The following is a 23262-nucleotide window of genomic DNA, read 5'->3' as shown; positions in this document are numbered from 1 at the left end:
AATTTCCATGACTGACCCCTCCAATATTTTTATCGCCGGTGCCTCCCGAGGTTTGGGACTAGAAATTGCCAAATGCCTGCGGGGGAAACAAATCCCTGTCAAGGCATTGCTGCGCTCTGCCGATGCTGCGCCCGGATTAGAAGCAATGGGAATCAAAGTAGTAATGGGGGATGCACTCGATCGCGCCCGGATGGAGCAAGTGATGCAAGAAGAGCCGCTGCAGGCGGTTATCAGTACCATTGGCGGTTTACCCAAAGAAGGGCAACGCGCCGATTATTTAGGGAATAAAAATCTGATTGATGCCGCCTCCCAAGTCGGGGTAAAAAAATTTATTCTGATTTCTTCGATTGGGAGTGGCAATAGTAAAAACGCCTTATCAGAGACCGCGTTAGAAACCCTAGGAGCGGTATTAGCCGAGAAAGAAAAAGCCGAATCGCACTTGATAAATAGCGGGTTAATTTATACGATTATTCGTCCCGGAGGACTCAAATCAGAACCGCCCACCGGCAATGGCGTGCTAACCGAAAATACCACGGTTTCTGGCATCATTCACCGAGCCGATGTAGCGCAATTAGTCTGTGCCTGTTTGGGATCGGATGCCGCAAATTGTAAAGTGCTGTCGGCGATCGACCGTGAGATGGCGTTTGGGGAAGCGCAGTTTGAGGAGTTCAAACTCAGTTAACTTTCACCCTTGGCGCGCTATTGTTGTGAGTGTTTGCCTGCGGATAGAGACCTTGCGCCCGGGGTTTCTATCCTTTACAGAAACAAAATCAAGGCTAGGGAGAGGGGTTGGGGGGGGAAGGAAAAACTGCCCCTCAGTTTTGCTATCATAGCGCGAAAGACATGATGGCGAGTCTCCATTTCTGGTTCAAGGGCTGGAGTCTGCGTAAATCTGCGGATTTGTAAAAAAATGTAACAAAGGTGCTTTAAAACCTGCGCGGTGGTTTATAACAACTCTAAAGGGGTGACTCCAAGTAAAGCCAGTTAAAATAAATCAGTTAATCAAAAAGTTAAGCTCAACAATTGCCGGGAAGTGGATTTTGGCATTTTGCCAAACCTGCCGGCTGGTGGGCTGAGTAAAAACACGGAAACTACATGGGTAAATTCATCTGGAGAAAAGGCTCGCTTGCCACGAAACTCACCCTCTCGGTCACCACGTTTGTCATTGTCGCAGTGGCAAGCGTCACCGGGCTATATCTTCGCACTCAGCAGCAGACCTTGCGCGAAGAACTCGAACAGCAGGCGGAGATATTGCTCGATTCTCTAGAGGTTGGCGTAGCCGATGCGATCGCCGATGAAGACAGACAGTTTCTCGAGCAATTGGTGGAACAACTGGGGACGCAAGAGATGGCGATCTCGGGGTGGGTGTACCAACCGGACGGAACTCTTCTCGCCGAAACCGATGACTTGAGCGGACAGGAGCCGCGATCGAAGCCGGATCCGTTCGTGCAGGCGGTGATGGAAAGCAACCAAGTCATCTACCAGTGGACCGATGAGCGACTATTAGCCGGCACAGCGGTAGCACAAGGGGATCGGGCGATCGCGGTAGTCACCCTGGCTTTATCCACTGCACCGCTACAGCAAAAAATGACCGAAGCGATCGGCCTGAGTGTGGCAGCAATCGTTGTATTAGGGTCACTCGGAACTGCGATCGCCATGTGGCTCGCCCGCTCGATTGCAGAACCGCTGCAAGAAATCGCCGCCGGCACCGAACAGATTGCCGAAGGAGACTTAACCCATCAAATCGAGATTCATCGCGATGACGAACTCGCCATGCTCGCTCGTGCATTTAATACCATGAGCGAGCGCCTGCGAGAACTGTTTGAAAGCATGGCAGAACGTGCCGCCCAACTCCACCAAAGCGAAGCCAAAAATGTCGCCTTACTGCTTGCAATTCCCGATTTAATGTTTGGATTTACCGAAGATGGAACCTTTGTGGATTACAAAGGCGGAAGAGGCGACACCATCATCAGACCCCAAGGAGAAGGGGAACTCTTGCGAAAAAATGTAGAGGAAGTCTTCCCCCCAGAAATTGCCGATTTGTATCTCAATTACGTCCAGCAAACCTTAGCCACGCGCGAAACCCAAGTATTTGAATACGAGTGGTTTATCAACGATCGCCGTCGCCATTTTGAAGCTCGGTTTGTGGTCTGTGGCGAGCAAGAAGTGCTGGCGATCGTGCGCGATATCACCGAAGGCAAACTGGCCCAATTTGAACTGCAAAAGGCGAAAGAAGCTGCCGAGTCTGCTAACTATTCTAAAAGCGTATTTCTCGCCAATATGAGCCACGAACTTCGCACCCCGCTCAATGCAATTATTGGCTATAGCGATTTGCTCGAAGAGGAAATGGAAGATTTAGGTTACGAGGATTTAATCCCCGACCTGAATAACATTCGGCAAGCGGGGAAAAATCTCCTCACCATCGTCAGCGATATCCTGGATATTTCCAAACTCGAAGCGGGCAAAATGACCCTTTCCCTGGAAAATTTCGATATCTACACCCTCATCCTGGAAATCCAGACCCTCGTTCAACCCCTCGTGGATAAAAATCACAATACCCTGGAATTAAAATGCGCCAGAAATCTAGGCAGCATGTACGGCGATCGCACCAAAATCAAGCAGGTTTTGTTAAACCTGCTCAGTAACGCCGCTAAGTTTACCAAAAACGGCGTCATCACTCTATCTAGTCAACGCATAACTAAGGAAAAATCCGGCGACACCCAACTGCCATCTCAGGAGAAAAAGCCGCGTGAATTTATCATTTTTCGGGTAAAAGATACCGGAATTGGCATGAGTGAAGAAGAGCTGCAGCATATTTTCAATGCCTTTACCCAAGCCGACGCCTCCACCACCCGCAAATATGGCGGAACTGGTTTGGGACTCGCGATCGGTCAGCGATTTTGCCGCATGATGAGCGGTAAAATTGTGGTAGAAAGTCAGCTTGATGTGGGTTCCACTTTTACCGTGGTTTTGCCCGCAGTGGTGAAAGAACCTAAACAAAATACCGCCGCAAAGAAAGGGTAATAAATAATGCACAACCAGCCATTAGCCATTCCCTGGCCAACCCCCGAAGAAACCCGGCATCAGCGTAGCTTTAGGTGAAAAATTAGGCAAGAAAACGGCGTGCTAAACGCCCTTAATTGGATAGCTCGGTGGCTGCTGAATGGCAATTTTTAGGTAGAGTCTGGTAACAGAAATTAAGAGATAAGGTGGGCATTACCCACCCTACAGTTTTGCGGTGAAAAAACGGACAAATTATTTTGCAGAATTGCTTATTTTAACTCTTCACTCACTAATCTTCTCAAAATTTCCGTCACTTCAGTGGCCATCCGGGCGTCAATTTCTACTGCTTCGCGATCGAAGTTTCCTAATGCTCTCGCCCCGCGCAATGTCATCGCCACTGACATCGGCATTCCTTTGTAGGAAAATTGGGTAAAGCAGGTGTAAGTCAGTTCGGTACGCTTGCGACTGTTGCTATACCCAAATCCCATTTTCGAGAGAATCACGGGAGATTGAAGATTTTCGGTAATTCCCAGTTTGGCGATCGCCACATCCAGGTAACGGGAAATATCTTTCCCCAACGCCACAATAAATGGCTTTAAATTCTCCCACTCAATGGAAAATTGCGCCTCATGGGGCAGATGAAAGTGCCATCCCACCATTGACATTAACCGCGTTAAATCGTAAGCCGTCACCAAGTTTTCCCCCGGTTGAGTTTCCCGCTTTTTCGTTTCCGGGGCGGCGCTCAATATTTCCCGGTTTCCCTGACAGACTTTCGGCGATGCAATCAACGGTTCCTCGCCATAAAGTCCCTGGAATTCCGCATGATGATTTCCGGTGACGTTCATCATCCACTCTTCTAAACCCTGATAGGTTTGGAAACACTTAAACATTGCCGCGATCGCATTAGAACTGCCGATTTTTTCCTCATAGGTGACCACATCCTCAAACAGTTGCCACAAACTGAAACTTTTCTCCTCGCCCCGCACTTCACTGCTTTGCACGTCGGTTTTCAACTGAGAAAGTAAGTTGAGAATCGGAATAATTTTAGTCGCACTCCAAAACTGCTCTTTATCTAGGGCATTTCTACCCAACCAGCGCGCTTTCAACGGTCCCCCCGCCGATCCACCCACGCAGACACAAGCTTGTTTGATATCGGGATGAAGAAAATGTAAAGCTTGCTCATCAATCTCGGGAACTTCTCCCACATTCGGATAGGTTTTCGCCCCGGCTAATGCTAAAGTCGGTCGTTGGGTTAAGCGATTGGGATAATCCGATACCGCAGTGTGGTAAGGGGAGGTTTTAATTCCTTTGTCGAGAAATGCCAATTTCTGCGCGTTGAAGCCAGACTCTTGTTCGAGGAAATCTTGATAAACTTGTTCTCGGTTTTGTGCCATTGTTAGCATGTAGGTTTCGGTTAATAGAGTAAAAAATTCACTAATGAATTCCGGAATGGATTCGAGAGGAAATTCAAAATTCATGGTCAATGCACCTAAACAGAAAAAATCTTTCACCCGCAGAGCAAGGAAACCCTGGCAATGTACCCCAGACATTAGCCCCGATCGCCCCTGCAAAATTGCGATCGCCGACCAGTTTTTGAACTGACCCTTAGAAATATCCGGGCGACTAGAAGTCGCGACTGGGCAAACAAAGTCCGCCTGCGCGGACTAATTTTAATGCCGATGTTTGCTAGCCGGATTCCGCATTCTATTTTGCTTTCGGCGATTTGCCAATAAGGCTCTCTGCGATTATAGCCGGATTTCATCCCCCCTGCTTCTTGAATTTATTTTTTCTTCCTATTCCCTTAAAATATTTGAAAATTCACCATACTCGGAGTCACTTCAACGTGAAACGATTATTATTTATTACCGAAAGATTCCCCCCAGATATTGGCGGCGTAGCCAGAAGTGCCGATCGCATCACAGAAGCGCTCTGTCAACTGGGATTAAACGTCGATGTTTTGGTGTGGACGCGCTATTTGCAAGCAGGCGAAGTTGCCTTTCCCCACCGAGAAAATACCCCGGATATAGAGTCGCGCCAAATTTACCGCGTCGGGCGATATCGTCATTGGGATATGACCCTCAACCACACCATGAATCTGTTAGATTGGATGCAAGAAAACCATCCTTATGATGCCGTTTGGGGGCACTATCTTTTTCCAGCGGGATTTCTCGCCACTTGGTTTGCCGAATTAAACCACTTACCCTCCACGGTTAGCGCCAGGGGAAACGATATCGATCGCGGCATTTTTCCCCCGGGAGATTTTGCCCGCCTACAGTGGACTTTAGAGCGCGCTAGTTTGATTACCACCGTCAGTGCAGATTTGCAGAAAAAAATTCAATGTTTGACCCGACGGGATGATATTATTTTGCTGAAAAATGCGGTGGATACGCAGATATTTTCGCCCCCAGAAGACAGGCAAAACAGTTTGGATATGCGCCCCGATCGCCACGCGCTTGGCATCGGCGAAGATGAAGTGATTTTGGGCTTTTCCGGAGAGTTGCGCGAAAAGAAAGGTCAGCGGTTTTTATTCAGTGCCTTGAGTACCGTGCGACAGGTTTATCCCGCTTGTTTGTTAATTATCGGCGAAGTGCGCGAATCGCAAAAACCTGCCCTCCAATTGTATGGGGCAACCCACCCAGAAGACAGCGATCGCGTCATCATTACCGGACATTTAACTGATGGCAATTCTGTGGCCCAATACCTACAGCTTTGTGACCTTTTTCTCCTCCCTTCATTGTGGGAAGGAATGCCCAATTCCCTCCTCGAAGCAATGGCTTGCCAGTGCTGCTGTATTGCTAGCGATGCAGGCGGAATTCCCGAGGCGATCGAACATGGCAAAAATGGCTTTATTCTCTCGCGATCGCACCTGCATCATTTAGGCGATGCGATTTTAGAATCCTTGAAATTGCCCCCAGAAAACCGCCGCAAAATCGGCCAAGCCGCTCGCGATCGCATTTTAGCCGAGTTTTCCCCCGCCCAAGAAAAAGCCCGCCTGCAACAGGTCATCCACCGCTTAAATTCCGATTAATTCCAACCGACAATTTTAATTGTAGGAAACGGATGGTATTCCCAAGCGGTGATAAGCGGCAATTAAGGCATCGCCTGCTTGTTGCCAGGTGTAATGGGTTTCAATTCTTTGGCGGGCATTGCGCGCCAACCGGGCGGCGAATTGCGGTTGAGAATGGTACTCGACGATCGCATCTTTCAGGGAACCCGCCGAACCCGGTTTAACGAGTAGAAAATGCTCGCGATCGCCGCCAATTTCGCGCACCACGGGCAGATTGGTAGCAATGGTGGGGGTTGCGGTTGCCATTCCTTCCAGCACTTTTAGGGGGCAGCATCCTTGAATTAAATTGCGATCGTTGGGAGTTAAAGGGGCGACAATCGCATCGGCTTGATGAATCTGCTGCACTAAATTCCCTTGGGACATGGGCGATAAAATTCGCAGATTTTCGCTCACCCCTAATTTATTGGCCAGCTTTTGCAATCGTTCAATTTGCTGCGATCGCGCCTGTCCGATTGCCGTCAGTTTTGCCGGAAACCGTTCGTTAACCTGAGCTAATGCTTCGATTGCAATATTGACACCTTGCCAAGCAGAAAGAGTGCCAAAATAGATTAAATGATACGGGAAATTTTCCTCTAAATTCACCGCCGATGCTTGTTGTGGAGTTGGGGTAAAGATGTCTAAATCCACGCCGTTGGGAATCACGCAAATTTTTGCCCGGGGAACCTGTCGCCCTTCCAGATAATCCCGGGTGACGCCACTGGGGGTAATAATTAAATCCGCTGCATCCAGGCAGATTTGTTCTTGGGCGTGTAATTTTTGCAAGAGTTCGCGATCGTCTGCCACGGCGGGATAGCGATACTTGAGTTCGATAGAAGGTAGCCCGTTAACTTCAAAGATGAGGCGATCGCAGCATTTTTCTTTCTGCAAAGCAATCGGAAATCCCTCATAAATCGACCGAATATGCACCACGTCAAACCGTTTGTTTTTAAACCAACTGCCCAACATCGTGCGGAAATACATCACGCGATCGATGAGGGTTTTTCCCACCGCCGGTAACGCGGTTTGCATCACATTCGGGTAACGTTCTTGTGGATCCATAGCTTCCCAATTGGGAGAAACCGTCACCAGTTCGACATTGCCAAATGCAGCCCCTAACGCTCTAACAAAAGCAGCAATATGAATGGCTGCCCCTTTCGGTGCGGGTACGATATCGAAAGAAATGTAGGCAATTTGCGGCTGGTTCATCGTTGCGATCGTCCCTCGATTTGTTTCGCCCATCAACAGAGTCGCCAATCTGAAAACTCTAGTTTATAATAGGATGGCTCGATGCGGGACAGTTTACAAAAATTGATGATGTTTTGTTAAGTTTTTCACAACAATGCAGACCCTTCACTTAGGAGAATTTGCTTAGATTATGTCCATCGACCCAGACAAGTTGCTCGAAACCTTAACCTATAAAGCCACAGCACCTTCCTCAGAGATTTGCCAGGATTTGCATGACATCTCCAAGCTCGATCGCGTCGTCGAGAACAAGCAAGCCTTTTGGAACCGAGTTCGCAATATTGGCTTTGTGGGGGTTTTTCTGTGGTTTTTTGTCGCGTTTTTATTTTCCGGAGCCTTCCTTGCTGTTTTTATGATATTGTGGTTGGTCTTTTTGGGGCTGGCGATCGTCGGCTTGATTCAAGGGCATAACTATCACAAAAAAAATATCCCCAACCATCGCTATAGATTGGCAGAGAATTTTATCGACCTGCTCGATCGCGATCGGGACAAAAGTCACCCCCTGAGCATTCGTCTGATTTTGAGTCAACCCCTAGACGACAGCAAGAAAATCAGCACCGACCCCCATCCCACCCGTCGCGGGTGGAAAGTGGAGAGTTTTGAAGATAATTGGCTCGTCTTGCAGGGAGCTTTTGTGGATGGAACGGAATTTTTTATAAGTTCCACGGAAAATTTTCAAAGAAAATCCGGCACCAAGCGATCGCGCAGTGGAAAAACCAAATTTAAAAGCAAAATCAAATACAAAGGGGAGCAAATGGAACTGAGCTTAAACTTCCCCAAAAAGCGCTATGGCGGCATCAAAATTTTACAATATGACGCCAAAGGAGCCGTGCAACTTCCCAAAAATGCGCGCGTCAAGCGGTTAAAAGTTGCGGACAACAAAATGCAGCTCACCGTGAAACTCAAACCCGCATCCGAGGAGAGTATTTATCAAACGGTGACGATGATGTTAATGAGTTTGTATCAGGTGCTTAATTTAGCCCAAAAGCTGACAAAAAAAACCACGGCATAATGCCAGGAGTAGATGAAAATGAAACGGATTGTGAAAAGGGTTTTATCGGTGTCCCTGATTTCCGTGACCTTGTGTTTAGCAAGCTGTGGAAATAATGGCAATGCCCCCTCGCAAACGGACAACATGGCCAGTCCTAGCGTCCCCAGCGCGCCGACCCCGGAGGTGCCCAACCCGGACACCACCTTGAACAAAATTAAATTTAAACTCGATGGCGAGACCGAAGCTTTTTCGTTTAAATTTAAACCGGATGGGGCGAAATTGGTGGATGCCAGGGATGCCGAAATGGCGCGGCTAACCGTGGATGAAACGCAAAAAATCAAGATTAAAAATCCGGCAGATGAAGCGATCGGGTATGTGGTCAGCGAAAAAGGATATTGGAAGATAAAGAATGCCGACCAAACCCAGGAATTGTACGTGTTGCGGCGGCAAACCGATGGGGATTACAAGTTAGAGACGGGAAGCGATCGCCAAATTTACCGCATTAAAAAACGCGACTATGGCTACGAGATAGAAACCCCAGACAAACAATCGCTTTATAAAGTGAAGCTGAAAAATGGCAAACTATCTTTGAGAAATGCCAACGAGGAAACGGTTCTCTATACCAAAGACGACTTTTTGCCCATTGCCTTAGCCAGTTTTGGCTTTGACGAACTCACCCGCGAACAACAAGCCGCTTTGGCTTATGCGGTTTATCTTTCCGGAGGTTAACCCCGATGAAAATTCAGCTCGTTATCACCAATGTTTCCACCCAAGAAACGGAAACATTCCTGAGAGAAACGCCGATAGCCCTGGGTCGCGACCCGAATGCCATGCCCGGGGAAATTAACGGCGAATCGGTATCGCAGGTGGTGTTAAATGATGGGTTAGTCTCCGAGTATCACGCTGTCATTGAGGAAAATAACGGCGAAGCGATTGTGGTGGATTGTAATAGCAGCACCGGGATTGAAATCAATCGAGTGCAATTGCCAAGCAGCACCTTGGTGGATGGCGATCGCCTGCAAATCGGGTCCTACACTATTCTCGTACAAATCGGCAGTGGAATCACCGGCGACAACCGGGAAGGATGCAATCTGAAAGTCGGTTTTTTATTCAAACATCCCTGCGGGCGTCTCGACCCCACCGGTTGTCCGTATTGCGAAGGGGGTCAGCGCGATCGCGAGGTGGATTACCACGAATATTCATATTACTCAGGGTACGGGCGTTACGATAACTGGGGCAGCTACTATTACACCCACCGCCATTCCTACTGGTACGATCGCCACAGCGATCGGGTGGATTTTACCGAAGCGGATAACGAAGCCTTTGAAACCGAAAACGACACCGATTTTGAAACCGATATGGGAGCGAGTTAAAATAGAGAATTGAGAAGAGATAATTGAGAATTTTTCTCGTTCCCAGGTTGGGCCTGGGAACGAGTCAAAAAACAGCCCGCCTCGGCGGGCTAGGTTTGTATTTAGCCCTACCCTTGTTGGGTGCGGGGCTTTTTGAAAAAAACCGGGGGGTTCAAAGAGGGGATTGGCGAATCAAGGGGGATCACCACTTCAAAAACGCCGCATCTGGACCAATTTCGCGACGGATTTTGCCATCTTTTTCAAACCAGTCAATCACCTGCTGTGCCGTAAGTTCCTCCATCGGCACCGACAGATCTTGAGAGATATGCTTGAGCAGCTTTAAAGAAGAAATTGTCAATCGGGTTAGAAACTTTTCGTGGGAAGCGAGCAGCGCGCCATCAACAGCATAAGACTCTTCTGGGGTTAAAAACTGAGCGGAGGGTTGTTGAGGTTCCATGATTAAGGGGGGTGGAATTAGACAGCATGAATTGATGTCGCGAGGGGCGACAATATGAAATAATAGAATTTTGACTGTGGATTTTAAAATTAAAATCGGCAGTTATTTGTCGCGTGGCTGAGGAGTAATCAGATAGCCACACCGATGTTCCCCATCAATCATCCAGTAGGTGCGTTCCACCGTACAATCCGGGAGAATTGCGCCAAACATGTCCAACTCGTGACCGCAGACACTAGGGAAAGACTCAGCCACAGTAGAGATAGCGCAGTTGTGTTCGGTGAACATAAAGCGCTCGGCGATCGCATCCGGGGAGGATTCGACCGGATAATATTCTGCCATGTAGCCTTCTGCCTTGCGCAGTTCCACCAAAGCGGCGATCCGTTCTGCCAGAGAGCGATTGCCCAGGGCATTGCGATATTCCAGGGCCTTGCGTTCCCATTGTTTTCGCAAAATGGTGCTGACTTGATCTTGGCCCACAGTTTCCGCCAGGGTATCGAGCAGAGAGACGGCAAAATCATCGTAGCCACTGGGGAAGCGATCGCGACCCTTCGGGGTGAGTTCGTACTGATGCTGGGGGCGGCCCATGCCCACCTGCACCGTTTGATGCGCGATTAGCTTTTCCGCCTCCAAATCCTTTAAATGGCGGCGGATGGCTTGGGGGGTGATCGCCAAGACCTCAGCTAATTCCTGAGCTGTAGCCTGACCCTGCTTGAGTAAGTATTGCAGGATGTCCTCTTTTGTGGAAGGTTGGTGAGTAGTGGTCATCATCTTCCTCGGGGTTAAACGCCAAAACACTAAAAAAAATCAAATTTGGACTTTGACAACACGGATGTTGCTAAAATACCCTACAATGGAATTAAGCAACACTCGTGTTGTTTTAACCCTATTATATATAGACGGCGATCGCGAATGCCCATTTTCCGACAAAATCGGAAAGCGCGACGGTTGCCAGGACAAGCGGAAAGCCCCGCTTGCGCCGCCTGGAGCCTTCGTCCCCAGGCATCCGATCCCCAAGAAGTTAGCTGCTTAATATCAAATCGCATAATGAGTGCAGAAGAGAACCCCAAACAAGCCACAGACAAGAACCTAGAAGCCATGCGGCGCTTTTCGGAACAGTACGCGAAGCGCACGGGAACGTATTTCTGTGCCGATCTTGGCGTAACCTCTGTGGTGATCGAAGGACTCGCCAAGCACAAGGAAGAATTAGGTGCCCCCTTATGTCCTTGTCGCCACTACGAAGATAAAGAAGCCGAAGTCAAAGCAGCATACTGGAACTGCCCATGCATTCCCATGCGAGAGCGCAAAGAATGCCACTGCATGTTGTTTCTGACGCCAGACAACGACTTTGCCGGAGACCAACAAGAGATTGACTTCGAGCAAATTCGAGCGACCACGAATGAATACTGAAGAGAACCAAGCACAAAACGGCTAAAAGTCAACCCGTAGAAATACTTATTTTTTTTAAATCGGTTGACTGAATTGAGAACACCCGCCGCCGAAAAACCTGAAAAGAGAGAGAACACAATCACGCGAACTATGACTTCTACAGCAAAAACCTTAGTCAATCAACCCTACAAATACGGTTTCGTCACCGACGTCGAATCCGAGAGCATCCCTGCCGGTCTGAGCGAAGAGGTCGTGCGCTCCATCTGGGCTTTAAAAGAAGAGCCAGAATTCATGCTAGAATTTCGCCTCAAAGCCTATCGGCAGTGGGAAAAAATGCAGGAGCCGACCTGGCCCCACGTCCACTATCCGCCGATTAACTACCAAGATATCGTGTATTATTCGGCACCGAAGAAAAAGCCAAAACTGAATAGCATCGACGAGGTAGATCCTGCCATTCTCGAGACCTTCGAGAAACTAGGGATTCCCCTGTCCGAACAAAAGCGCCTGAGCAACGTAGCGGTTGACGCCGTATTCGATAGCGTCTCGATCGCCACCACCTTTAGAGAAAAACTCGCCGAAGCCGGGGTCATCTTCTGCTCCATCTCCGAAGCGGTACACGAATACCCCGAACTGGTGAAAAAATATCTTGGCAGCGTAGTGCCCGTGGGGGATAACTACTTCGCCGCCCTCAACTCCGCCGTATTTAGCGATGGCTCCTTCGTCTACATTCCCAAAGGAGTCACCTGCCCGATGGAACTGTCCACCTACTTCCGGATCAACAACGGCGAGTCGGGTCAGTTCGAGCGCACCTTAATTATCGCCGAAGAAAAGAGTTCCGTGTCCTACCTGGAAGGCTGCACCGCCCCCATGTTCGACACCAACCAACTGCACGCCGCCGTAGTGGAACTGGTGGCACTCGATGACGCCGACATCAAATATTCCACGGTGCAAAACTGGTACGCCGGGGATGAAAATGGTAAAGGTGGCATTTACAACTTCGTCACCAAGCGCGGATTGTGCAAAGGGAAAAACTCGAAAATTTCCTGGACCCAAGTAGAAACCGGTTCGGCAATTACCTGGAAATATCCCAGTTGCGTATTAGTCGGCGATAACTCCGTGGGAGAATTCTACTCCGTGGCGCTGACGAACAACAAACAACAAGCCGATACCGGCACCAAAATGATCCATATCGGCAAAAATACCCGCAGCACGATTATTTCCAAAGGAATTTCTGCCGGCAACTCCGCCAATAGCTATCGCGGGTTGGTGAAAATGGGACCGAAAGCCAAAGGCGCGCGCAACTATTCCCAGTGTGACTCGATGCTGATTGGCGATAACGCCGAGGCGAATACGTTCCCCTACATCCAGGTGGAAAACGAAACCGCCAAGGTCGAACATGAAGCATCCACCTCCAAGATTGGAGAAGATCAACTGTTTTACTTCGCCCAGCGCGGCGTCTCGGCGGAAGATGCAGTGTCGATGATGATTAGCGGATTCTGCAAGGATGTGTTTAACCAGCTACCGATGGAATTCGCCGTGGAAGCCGATCGCCTATTGAGCCTGAAATTAGAAGGCAGCGTGGGTTAAAACCACTTCCTGTTTTGCCCGGTTTCCCGCATCGGGGGAACCGGGCAACCAAACCGATCGCCATAGCACAATTGTCAAATCATCGAGGAGATAATGATTAACGAAAACAGCGAAGTGATTCTGTCCGTTCGCGATTTAACGGCGAATGTGGATGGCAATCAAATTATTAACGGTTTTAATTTAGAAATTAAAGCCGGAGAAATTCATGCCATCATGGGACCGAATGGTTCCGGTAAGAGTACCTTTTCTAAAGTATTGTCCGGTCATCCAGCCTATGAAGTAACTGGCGGCGAGGTAATTTTTAAAGGAAAAAATCTGCTGGAATTGGAACCGGAAGAGCGCGCCCGGGAAGGAGTGTTTTTGGCATTTCAATATCCCCTAGAAATTCCGGGGGTCAGCAATCTGGATTTCTTGCGCGTGGCGTATAATGCCCACCGCAAGCATGAAGGGTTGGAAGAACTCGATTCGTTTGATTTTGACGAGTTAATCCAAGAAAAGCTCGAAATTGTCAAGATGTCGCCGACATTTTTGAGCCGCAGTTTGAACGAAGGATTTTCTGGCGGCGAGAAAAAGCGCAATGAAATTTTACAAATGGCGCTGTTAGAGCCGAAGCTGGCCATCTTGGACGAAACGGATTCCGGATTGGATATCGACGCGCTCAAGATTGTGGCCAATGGAGTGAATCAGTTAGCCTCGGCAGAGAATGCGATGCTGGTGATTACTCACTATCAGCGGTTGTTGAATTATATCGTGCCGGATTACGTCCACGTGATGGAAGGCGGTCGCATTCTCACCAGTGGCACGAAAGAACTGGCGCTGGAATTGGAAGAGCGCGGGTATGACTGGGTGCTAGAAGCCGATCGGGCTAAGGTAGGTGTGTAATGACCGCTGAGGTTTCGAGTAAGCCAAAGGTGTCTTATCTGGACAATCTGCTGCGTCAGGCGTTTAACGGTGCGGCGCGGGTGATTCCGCAAGACTGGGGCATCGCGGCACCGACGGCGGCATGGTTGCAGCAGGTGCGCGATAATGCGGGAACCTGGGTGCGCGAGTTAGCGATGCCCACGAAAAAGGATGAGGAATGGCGGTTTACGGATATTTCGCCTTTATTGGCGGTGGATTTCGAGACTGCGCCGACGGTAGAGTTGCCGAAAGCAGCGATCGCGCCATTTGAATTACCGGAAGTGGCAGACAGCCGCTTGGTCTTCGTCAATGGCGTGTATGCCCCGCACCTGTCCGAGGTGTCCGGATTGCCGGATAGCGTGTTTGTGGGCAATCTGGGACAATTGACCCAGGGGCAACGCGATCGCCTACCGGAATATTTGGCCCAAGTAGAGGGAGGCAAAGAAATCTTTACCGCCCTCAATACCGCCGGGTTAACCGATGCGGCGGTGGTCTGGGTGGCCAAAAATGCGATCGTGGACACCCCGATTCACCTGCTCTTCGTCAGTGTCAAAGGCGAGAAAGCCGCCCTGGTGCAGCCTCGCACCTTGGTGGTGGCCGAAGGGGGCAGCGATTGTACCCTGATTGAAGAGTATCTGGTTGCCGGGGAAGAGTGGTGTCACGCCCAGGGGAAACAACCCTATTTTACCAATGCGGTGACGGAATTCTGGCTGGCAGACAATGCCCGGGTGAATCACGCGCGAATACAGCGTGAGGCGAGCGACTCCTTCCATATCGGCAAAACCGCGATCGCCCAAGGGCGAGACAGCCAATATACCTGCACGGCAGTCTCCACCGGCGCGAAGCTCTCGCGGCACAATCTGGAAATGTTCCAAAAAGGCGAAGGCACTTATACCACCCTCAATGGCTTGACCTGCGCCGAAGGGGAACAAGTGGCCGATACTCACAGCGCCCTCGCCCTCAACTACCCCCACGGGAACAGCACCCAACTGCACAAGTGCATTATCGGCGATCGCGCCCATACCATCTTTAACGGCAAAATCTTCGTTCCCAAACCCGCGCAAATGACTGACGCCAGTCAGCTCAACCGCAACTTGTTGCTCTCCCCCAAAGCGCGCGTCAACACCAAACCGCAACTAGAAATCACCGCCGATAACGTCAAGTGCGCCCACGGTGCCACTGTCAGCCAACTAGAAGATGACGAACTCTTCTACCTGCAAAGTCGCGGTTTAGATGCGACCACCAGTCGCAATTTGCTCATCGATGGGTTTGCCGGAGAAATTATCGACCATTTGCCGATAAAATCCTTGAAAACCCATCTGTCTCGCTGTATTGCTTGCCGCGCATAGGGAGAATTTTCCCCGGGTAACAGGGCAAGTCTGAGTTCAACTTTCCCTGACATTTGACCCACCCCCCCATCCCCCCGAAAGAATCAATTTCCGGAGAAACTTCCCGACTCGGAAGTCTCTCCCGGGGGGAAATTCCATTCCCGAGGGCTTCCTGCTTTTTCCCCGTAAATTCATTCTTGAGGCTGATAGCGCAACTTGGTTAAAACCCCCTAAACCTGAAAAAAACTACACTAACTCCTTATAATTTCTTCAGTCCTCCTCAAGAGGAATTGAGCGCTTAGCCTTCCGGGTTTTAACCCAGGGATGAGGAGTTTAACCCTCGATTCAATTCACCCTTTATTGTTTATCGTTCCTTCTTGAATCCCATGATAGCCACAACCGAAAAAACCTTAGCCGACCGAGTGCGCGACGACTTTCCGATTTTAAAGCAAGACATCAACGAGCAACCGTTGGTGTACTTGGATAATGCCGCCACCTCGCAAAAACCCGTGCAGGTTCTCGACACCCTGCGCCGCTATTATCATCTCGACAATGCCAACGTTCACCGAGGCGTCCATACCCTCAGTTCTCGCGCCACCGATGCCTATGAAGGGGCGAGAGAAAAAATTGCCTTCTTTGTGAATGCCGCCTCAGAAAAAGAAATTATCTACACCCGCAATGCCAGCGAAGGAATTAATTTGGTGGCCAATACTTGGGGGGCGAGCAATATCCGCGAGGGGGATGAAATTATCCTCACGGTGATGGAACACCACAGCAATTTAGTGCCCTGGCAAATTCTGGCGCAAAAAACCGGGGCAGTGTTGAAGTTTGTCGAACTGACGGAAACCGAAGAGTTCGACATGGAGCAATATAAATCCCTGCTCTCGGAGAAGACAAAATTGGTTGGGGCGGTTCATGTTTCTAATACCTTGGGCTGCATTAATCCGGTGAAAGAAATTGCCGCTTTAGCCCACGAATGGGGGGCGAAGGTGTTGATTGATGCCTGTCAAAGTACGCCTCACATGAAAATCGACGTGCAAGACCTGGATTGCGATTGGTTGGTGGCGTCGGGTCACAAAATGTGCGCCCCTACCGGGATCGGGTTTTTGTATGGGAAGTTGGATTTGCTGCGATCGATGCCGCCGTTTTTGGGCGGTGGCGAGATGATTGCCGATGTGTTTTTAGACCATTCTACCTACGCCGACGTGCCCCATCGCTTTGAAGCGGGAACGCCGGCGATCGGGGAAGCGGTTGCCCTGGGGGCGGCGATCGACTATATCAGCAGTATCGGCATGGAGCAAATCGAAGCTTACGAACAATATCTCACTAAGTATCTATTCGAGCGGTTAAACCAAATTTCGGAAGTGCGAGTGTACGGACCGCAACCGAAGCCCGATGGTTCTGGGAGAGCGGCGTTAGCCTCCTTTACCTGCGGTAGCGTTCACCCCCACGACCTTTCGACTATTTTAGACCGCGCCGGGGTCGCTATCCGCGCCGGACACCACTGCACTCAACCCCTACACCGCGCGATCGGGGCACAGTCCACTGCCCGGGTGAGTGTATATTTCTACAACACTCGCGAAGAAATCGACGTGTTTATCGCAGCGCTGAAAGAGGCGATCGAGTTTTTCAGCGGCATATTTAGTTAATTCAAATGGCTGGGCTTCCGCCCAGCCATCAGGCGAAGCACAAGGGCGTCAACAAGTCCCGGCGCGATCGCATTTTGTGACGCAGTGAGGCAACCCGCAGATGATAGCAACCAATCGGATTCCCGGAGAACAAAAAACTGTCCTCAAACCGATTAGCTGGCAAACCTTTACCGCTTTGCTACAAGAAACTGGTGAGGATCGCGGTTCTCGATGGGCTTATGATGGAGAACAACTCGAAATTATGACGCCTCTTTTAGAACACGAAAGCTATAAGAGCAATCTGGGAAATTTTGTCCTTGCCTTAGCGGAAGAATTAAACCGGGAACTCAAAAGTGCAGGGTCGATGACTCTGAAGCAAGAAGCGTTAGAAAAAGGCATCGAACCGGATAATTGCTATTATATCCAAAGCGAACCTGTGGTTAGAGGCAAGCAAAAACTCAATTTAGAAACCGATCCGCCACCGGATTTAGCGATTGAAGTGGATCTGACCCACAGTTCTATCAATAAGTTGGGCATTTACGCGGCGCTGCAAGTTCCGGAACTGTGGCGATATAACCGAGGGGTTTTGACGTTTTATCAGCTTGTCGAGGGAGAATATGTAGAGCGGGAATTGAGCGTTGCCTTTCCGGTGGTCTCGGTGCGCGATTTGGCGCGGTTTGTCGAGGAAAGTCAAACCAGCGGCGAAATTGCTGCGCTCAAAGCGTTTCGCAGTTGGGTGCGGGAGAAACTCCACGAAAGGGGCAGTTCTTAACCCCAGGGTTTGTCTGTTGATTGGCGATCGTCCGGGTTTGCCTCGCCCCCCCCTCTTGTAGAGACGCGATTCATCGCATCTGCTTCGGGGACTGGTGGGTACCCAACTCTAACACCAAAATCGAAAAATGGTAGAAGTTTTGGCCGGATAAAATTCCGGGTTGTAAAAAAAATATTAATTTTTCGCCTTTTTTATCAAAAATCCAATACAATTAGACAAATTAAAATGGAAATTTAGCCACCGCGAAGCGAAAGGGGTTTGTTTGGGGGGCAACGTTCTGCGGGTGGCTTTTTTATGGTACTGGAAAACCCTGCTTATGCTGTTCCAACTTCCTCGCCTTAGTGTTTTAGTGACGGCAACGATCCTGTTCTCTCTCCCCGGCGCACAGGGGTGGGGTATGCCGCCATCGGGAGATGCTTTGAGTGACAATGCCGATCGCCCATCGGCGCAGGTGCCGCGAGAGGTGTTAGAATTTGATGCGGGGATGCTGTTTCAACAGGGTCGATCGCAGTTATCCCAGGGCAAGTATGAAGACGCCTTGCAAACCTTCGAGAACTATCTGGAAGTGGTGCAAAAGTTGGGCGATCGCGAAGCAGAAGGAATTGCCCGGTATTATATCGGGTGGGCGCGGGCAAATCTCAGCGAATATCAAGCGGCATTAAGCGTGACCGAGCAAGCATTAGCCATTTTTCAAGACTTGGGGGAGGAAGGTTGGCAAGGAAACAGTTTTAACTTAATTGCTTCTATTTATGAGAGTATCGGGCAGTATGAAAATGCCTTAGAGTTTTACGATCGCTCGTTGGCTATTTATCAACAAATCGGCGATCCGTTAGGGGAAGCGACCAGTCTCAATAACATCGGTCTCCTTTACCGAGGGTTGGGACAACTGGAAAAAGCCCTGGATTTCTACCGCCGCTCTCTGGCGATTTTAGAAGCGATAGACGAACCGCGATCGCAAGCGGTTAGCCTGAATAATATCGGCTACCTTTATTCCGAACTGGGAGACTACGAAAAAGCCTTGGAGCTTTACGAGAAATCCTTGGCGATCGACAGGGAATTGGGGTATAAACCCGGACAAGCGAATGTGTTAAGCAACATGGCGTCAGCATACCACAGTTTGGGGGAATACGACAAAGCGCTGCAGTTGTACGAAGACTCGTTAACCCTGGAAAAAGAGATGGAAAATTTGGCAGGGTTTAGCCCGACCCTGCACGGGATGGGAAATGTTTATCTCGATCGCGGCAACTACGAAAAAGCGTTAGAGTATTACGAAGAAGCCTTAGAAATCGAAACCGAACTCGGCGATCGCATTTGGCAAGCGTGGAGCCTCGATCGGATTGGGTTGGCGCTGCTGCGGGCCGGGGACTTCGCCGCTGCAAGTGAGAAACTGTGGCGGGCGATCGCCGTCTGGGAATCCCTGCGCCCCTCGCTGACTGACGATAACAAAGTATCTCTGTTTGAGAAACAAGCGGATACCTATCTCTATCTGCTCGAATCGCTGATTGCCCAAAATCGAGCCGAAGACGCCTTAGAAATCGCCGAACGCAGTCGGGCGCGGGCATTTGTGGAACTGATCGCCTCGCGGATTGCGGAAGACTCTAAAGCGGCGATCGCCGCCGAACCGCCCACCGTGGAACAAATCAAAGCCATTGCCCAAGCGCAAAAGGCCACCTTAGTCACCTATGCCCTGGGATTGTCCGAGTTGTATATTTGGGTGATTCAGCCCCAGGGAACGGTATCGTTTCGCTCCGTGGATCTCGCCGAACTGGATCTGTCCATCGAAGATTCTGCCGAGCGATCGCGCGTTGCGGCGGCAACCGGAATCAGTCGCGGCACCGAATGGCCCACCCGCGCGGTGACTTCCGCAGTACGCGGCACTCGCGACGCCATGCAACTGAACGCGGAACGTCTGGTTTCTCCGGCACAGTTGGAAACCGAACCCACCCGGCGACTGATTCCGAGACTATATAAAAGTTACCAGCTCCTCATCGAACCGATCGCCGATTTGCTGCCTGAAAATCCCAGCGATCGGGTTATCTTCATCCCGCAAGGGGCGCTGTTTTTAATTCCCTTCCCCGCCTTGCAAGACAAACAAGGTACCTATTTAATCGAAAACCATACCATTCTCACCGCCCCTTCCATTCAGGTACTCGACCTCACCCGTCAGCAACGGCAACAAAATTCCCCGCAGACCTCACCCACCACTGGAGAGGATACGTTAGTGGTGGGCAATCCCACCATGCCCAGCATTCCCCTAGAGTTAGGGGAAGCGCCAGTCCCCTTAGAACCGTTACCCGGTGCGGAAGCAGAAGCGATCGCCATTGCCCAGCTATTGGCAACCGAAGCCATCATCGGCGATGCCGCCACCGAAGCAGCAATTGTGAGAAAAATGCCCCACGCAAGTATCATCCATCTAGCCACCCACGGCTTACTCGACGAACTCGAACACCTGGGATTTGGCATTCCCGGGGCGATCGCCTTAGCCTCCCTCGGCGAAACCCCAGACGGAACCCCCGCCACCGAAGATGGGTTTCTCACGTCCGGGGAAATCCTGGATTTAAACCTGAAGGCTTCTCTCGTCGTGCTGAGTGCCTGCAACACCGGCAGAGGCAACATTACCGGGGATGGCGTTATCGGGTTGTCTCGTGCTTTTATTTCTGCCGGCGTGCCCAGTGTGGTGGTGTCTCTCTGGGCCGTCCCCGACGCACCCACCGCCGAGTTAATGACCGAATTTTATCGGCAAATGCGGGACCGACCCGATAAGGCGATCGCCTTGCGAGAAGCGATGCTCTACACAATGGCACAATATCCCCATCCGCGAGATTGGGCGGGGTTTACCTTGATTGGAGAAGCGGAATAATTGACAGATAACATCGCCGATTGTTTCAATTTGCTTGCACCCAAAAAGTTGCCCCCCGGCGCAACTTCAATGTTTGAGGCGATAGCCGAGTCCATACACCGTTTCGATCGCCAGGGGGCAGTTATTGTCCGCTAGCTTGCGGCGCAACAGTCGGATCTGTGCCGCCACCACATTGCTTCCCGGTTCTGTGCCCCATTCCCATAACTGGGCTAAAATTTGGTCGCGATTGACAATTTGATTCGGGTGTCTCATAAAATATTCGAGTAACTGAAATTCTTTATTGGTTAAAGCGATCGGCACCGATTCACTGGGGGTTTTTTGGTGATAAAGAGTGCGACTGCCATAATCTAAGGTCAGATTGTCTAACTGTAGTTGCTGGGGTTGGATTTGAGGCGATCGCCGCTGCAGCGCCCGCAACCGCGCCAACAATTCCGCCATTCCAAATGGCTTCACTAAATAATCATCCGCACCAGCATCTAACCCCGCCACTTTATCGGCTTCTGTATCTTTTGCGGTGAGCATCAACACCGGTAATGAGTTTTTCCGGTCTCGCAGTCGCTTGCACAATTCCAGTCCCGATAAACCGGGCAGTAACCAATCGAAAATGGCCAAGGTATATTCCGTCCACTGACTTTCTAAATACCCCCAGGCATCGGTACCATTTTGCACCCAGTCCACAATATAAGCCTCGTGGGTCAGGGTGCGCTTAATTGCCGCCCCTAAATCCGGCTCATCTTCCACTAACAAAACTCTCATACTAATTTTTCCTGACTTAATCTCCGGCGAATGCCCTTAGCTCAATTAATCAGTCAAGGGCAGTAAGCAATGGATAGAGCAGTTTTCATGTAAGTAAGGTGTTGAATGGTTTCTAAATTTCCGCCCATGACAGATGTGGGCGGCGTGCTTTCCCTACATGAAAAATGCGCTCTTGGCGAGATAATTATAAACGAAATCGAGATGAGCGGAGACAGAAAAAGCTGGATCGAAACATTGCAGTACAGGAATCGGTAGTATTTCCTCCAGGAAACCCACCGATTCCATCAATGGGATTTAAAAGCATCCCCAACCCGATTGGCGCTCTGGCTTAAAACAACAGTCGCAGACCGCCAACCACTGCGAAATTATCCACGTCTTCTCCTTCTTCTCGTGCAAAGTCGGCAGTTTCGCCAAACTTGCGGCTCCAAGAAATTCCCGCATAGGGTGCAAATTCACGGGTAATTTCATACCGCATTCGCAGTCCTAAATCGATATCATTCAGACCGGAACCTACACCGAAATCCGCGACTTTCTGGGCAGAAACATTGACTTCAAATTCCGGCTGCAATATCAATCTTTGGGTGAGCAGCAGTTTATATTCGGCAGAAAATCGCGCCGAAACATCGCCATTTTCACTGACAAATAGCGCCGCATCAACCTCGAACATGTAAGGGGTTAAGCCTTGAACGCCAATCACCGCAAAGCCACGACCGCGATCGCCTTCCGAACCATAAAGTCTATCGTACCGCAGACCGGCCTGCACATCCCAGAAAGGGGCAACGAGCTGACCGTAAAGAAGCTGAACTTCAGCTTCACCGCCCGTGTCTTCCACGAGAGCCACCTCACCTTCAGTTTTCAACCAAAGCCGGCGGTAGTCGCCACCAACCCAACCTAATCCTTCCCAATTAAAGGAAGCTTCTCCCTCGTTGTTGCGAGATTCAAATTGCTCGATGAGTAAGGACCAATAAGTTCGACTATCATTGACGGGTAAAGGCCAGTCTTCTTGCGCGGTATCGTTAGGGATTTCTACAGGAGTTGTCAGGGTTTCTGGGCGATTTTCCCCTAGGGGTAAGAGCAATTCTGCGCCCTGGACTTGTGGGCGTGTTTCCCGATTAAATCCTCGGTTTTCTTGCTGCTGGTTTGTCACAAGCCAGCCTGGGTTTTTCCCGGTGTCATTCGCGGTTTCTACGGTGGAGTAAATGGTTTCAAATCCCGGGGGTTTTATCCCGGAGGGGGGGTGTTCTTCTGCCCGCATGTGCGGGGCGTAACTCATCAAGCTGAGAAGAGAAATTAACCCTGCCACAAGAGAGGGGAAATCTGTGCTTCGGAATTTCATTAGCTAGCCTCCACCGGGCGATCGACCACAGCGATCGTGCGGAACATTCCCGCCTTCATGTGATAAAGCAGGTGGCAGTGAAATGCCCAGTTACCCGGTGCATCCACGGTGACTTCTACGGAACAGCGTTCGGCAGGTTTGACGTTGACCACGTGCTTGCGAGGTTTATACTCACCCGCGCCATTGTCCAGTTCCATCCACATGCCGTGCAGGTGAATGGGATGTTCCATCATGGTGTCGTTGACAAAGGTCAGCCGCAATCGTTCCCCGTTGTAGAAGGTAATTTCTGGGGAGTCGGAATACTTCTTGCCATCAAACGACCACATATATCGTTCCATATTCCCGGTGAGGTGGAGTTCGATTTCTCGTTCGGGTTCCCGTGGGTCGTAACCGGGCTTCACGCTGCGTAAATCGGTGTAGACCAGTACGCGGTGGGTATCCGTACTCTCTAAGCCGATTCCCGGTTCGTGCAGCCGACTTCCCACCATCATCGGCTTCCCGACGTTGCCCGGACCGTGAGCGTCTGGGCCGTGCATGACGCCCTCGCTGTGAGACATACCATGTTGCGAATGTGCCTCATTGCCGTGAGACATACTATGTTGCGAATGTGCCTCCTCG

General features: G+C 50.3%; 20 protein-coding genes. 13 read left to right on the top strand and 7 right to left on the bottom strand.

Translation table 11 applies throughout. The features are described from left to right. The first annotated feature begins 7 nt into the window (after positions 1 to 7). Together LKK83_RS21590 and LKK83_RS21585 are read left to right on the top strand one after the other, a co-directional pair. Positions 8 to 682 carry an SDR family oxidoreductase gene (locus tag LKK83_RS21590; RefSeq protein ID WP_324633407.1) on the top strand — a complete coding sequence of 225 codons (675 nt, stop codon included), beginning with the start codon at positions 8 to 10 and terminating at the stop codon, positions 680 to 682. 413 nt (positions 683 to 1095) lie between these two features. Then, a complete protein-coding gene (locus tag LKK83_RS21585) occupies positions 1096 to 3024 on the top strand; it encodes a sensor histidine kinase (RefSeq protein ID WP_324633406.1) in 1929 nt (642 codons plus the stop codon). 248 nt (positions 3025 to 3272) lie between these two features. Here LKK83_RS21585 and LKK83_RS21580 read toward each other — a convergent pair whose 3' ends face one another. After that, a complete protein-coding gene (locus tag LKK83_RS21580) occupies positions 3273 to 4481 on the bottom strand; it encodes a hypothetical protein (protein WP_324633405.1) in 1209 nt (402 codons plus the stop codon). 365 nt (positions 4482 to 4846) lie between these two features. Between LKK83_RS21580 and LKK83_RS21575 the strand changes: the two genes are divergently transcribed. Beyond that, positions 4847 to 6031, top strand: a complete 1185-nt coding sequence (locus LKK83_RS21575) for a glycosyltransferase family 4 protein (RefSeq protein ID WP_324633404.1) — start codon at positions 4847 to 4849, stop codon at positions 6029 to 6031. A 15-nt stretch (positions 6032 to 6046) separates the two neighbouring features. Here the strand turns inward: LKK83_RS21575 and LKK83_RS21570 are convergent, their stop codons facing one another. Further along, the gene (locus LKK83_RS21570; protein WP_324633403.1) at positions 6047 to 7288 is read right to left on the bottom strand and encodes a glycosyltransferase family 4 protein; all 1242 of its coding nucleotides are present in this window, start codon (positions 7286 to 7288) and stop codon (positions 6047 to 6049) included. A 136-nt stretch (positions 7289 to 7424) separates the two neighbouring features. On the opposite strand from LKK83_RS21570, the gene LKK83_RS21565 reads away from it, so the two are divergent. Genes LKK83_RS21565 through LKK83_RS21555 form a run of 3 tightly spaced genes read left to right on the top strand, consistent with a single transcriptional unit; the run spans position 7425 to position 9655 of the window. Beyond that, on the top strand, positions 7425 to 8303 hold the full coding sequence (locus tag LKK83_RS21565) for a hypothetical protein (RefSeq protein WP_324633402.1): 879 nt from the start codon (positions 7425 to 7427) through the stop codon (positions 8301 to 8303). Positions 8304 to 8321: 18 nt separating this feature from the next. Beyond that, a complete protein-coding gene (locus tag LKK83_RS21560; protein WP_324633400.1) occupies positions 8322 to 9011 on the top strand; it encodes a hypothetical protein in 690 nt (229 codons plus the stop codon). A gap of 5 nt (positions 9012 to 9016) precedes the next feature. Further along, positions 9017 to 9655: an FHA domain-containing protein gene (locus LKK83_RS21555; protein WP_324633399.1), complete on the top strand. Its 639-nt coding sequence runs from the start codon at positions 9017 to 9019 to the stop codon at positions 9653 to 9655. A 181-nt stretch (positions 9656 to 9836) separates the two neighbouring features. Here the strand turns inward: LKK83_RS21555 and LKK83_RS21550 are convergent, their stop codons facing one another. Continuing rightward, a complete protein-coding gene (locus LKK83_RS21550; protein WP_324633398.1) occupies positions 9837 to 10091 on the bottom strand; it encodes a hypothetical protein in 255 nt (84 codons plus the stop codon). Positions 10092 to 10193: 102 nt separating this feature from the next. After that, positions 10194 to 10859 carry an iron-sulfur cluster biosynthesis transcriptional regulator SufR gene (gene sufR / locus LKK83_RS21545; protein ID WP_324633397.1) on the bottom strand — a complete coding sequence of 222 codons (666 nt, stop codon included), beginning with the start codon at positions 10857 to 10859 and terminating at the stop codon, positions 10194 to 10196. 276 nt (positions 10860 to 11135) lie between these two features. Between sufR and LKK83_RS21540 the strand changes: the two genes are divergently transcribed. From LKK83_RS21540 to LKK83_RS21510, 7 genes are all read left to right on the top strand, one after another. Further along, entirely contained in the window at positions 11136 to 11498 is a 363-nt protein-coding gene (locus LKK83_RS21540; protein ID WP_324633396.1) for a ferredoxin-thioredoxin reductase catalytic domain-containing protein, read from the top strand. A gap of 129 nt (positions 11499 to 11627) precedes the next feature. Continuing rightward, positions 11628 to 13064 (top strand): Fe-S cluster assembly protein SufB, encoded by a 1437-nt coding sequence (sufB, locus tag LKK83_RS21535; RefSeq protein ID WP_324633394.1) that lies wholly within the window; start codon positions 11628 to 11630, stop codon positions 13062 to 13064. Between the two features lie 93 nt (positions 13065 to 13157). Further along, positions 13158 to 13946 (top strand): Fe-S cluster assembly ATPase SufC, encoded by a 789-nt coding sequence (gene sufC, locus LKK83_RS21530; protein ID WP_324633393.1) that lies wholly within the window; start codon positions 13158 to 13160, stop codon positions 13944 to 13946. Next, complete coding sequence (gene sufD, locus LKK83_RS21525) at positions 13946 to 15313, top strand: Fe-S cluster assembly protein SufD (protein ID WP_324633392.1); 1368 nt, start codon at positions 13946 to 13948, stop codon at positions 15311 to 15313. Before sufC ends, sufD begins: the two co-directional genes overlap by 1 nt. Before the next feature lie 365 nt (positions 15314 to 15678). Continuing rightward, positions 15679 to 16941 carry a SufS family cysteine desulfurase gene (locus tag LKK83_RS21520; protein WP_324633391.1) on the top strand — a complete coding sequence of 421 codons (1263 nt, stop codon included), beginning with the start codon at positions 15679 to 15681 and terminating at the stop codon, positions 16939 to 16941. Positions 16942 to 17041: 100 nt separating this feature from the next. Next, on the top strand, positions 17042 to 17692 hold the full coding sequence (locus tag LKK83_RS21515; RefSeq protein ID WP_324633390.1) for a Uma2 family endonuclease: 651 nt from the start codon (positions 17042 to 17044) through the stop codon (positions 17690 to 17692). A gap of 349 nt (positions 17693 to 18041) precedes the next feature. Beyond that, positions 18042 to 20552, top strand: a complete 2511-nt coding sequence (locus LKK83_RS21510) for a CHAT domain-containing protein (RefSeq protein ID WP_324633389.1) — start codon at positions 18042 to 18044, stop codon at positions 20550 to 20552. 66 nt (positions 20553 to 20618) lie between these two features. On the opposite strand, the gene rppA is transcribed toward LKK83_RS21510, so the two are convergent. From rppA to LKK83_RS21495, 3 genes are all read right to left on the bottom strand, one after another. Further along, positions 20619 to 21308, bottom strand: coding sequence for a two-component system response regulator RppA (gene rppA / locus LKK83_RS21505; protein WP_324633387.1), 690 nt, complete (start codon positions 21306 to 21308; stop codon positions 20619 to 20621). A gap of 328 nt (positions 21309 to 21636) precedes the next feature. Then, positions 21637 to 22644: a copper resistance protein B gene (locus LKK83_RS21500; protein WP_324633386.1), complete on the bottom strand. Its 1008-nt coding sequence runs from the start codon at positions 22642 to 22644 to the stop codon at positions 21637 to 21639. Then, positions 22644 to 23262, bottom strand: a 619-nt coding sequence (locus tag LKK83_RS21495) for a multicopper oxidase domain-containing protein (RefSeq protein ID WP_324633385.1), incomplete at its 5' end; no start/stop codon positions are given. The genes LKK83_RS21500 and LKK83_RS21495, both read right to left, overlap by 1 nt.

The sequence above is a fragment of the Phormidium sp. CCY1219 genome, from assembly GCF_035615515.1.
Lineage (GTDB): Bacteria > Cyanobacteriota > Cyanobacteriia > Cyanobacteriales > Laspinemataceae > CCY1219.
Note: the sequence above shows the minus strand (reverse complement) of the source record. Positions and strands in the feature narration are given on the sequence as shown.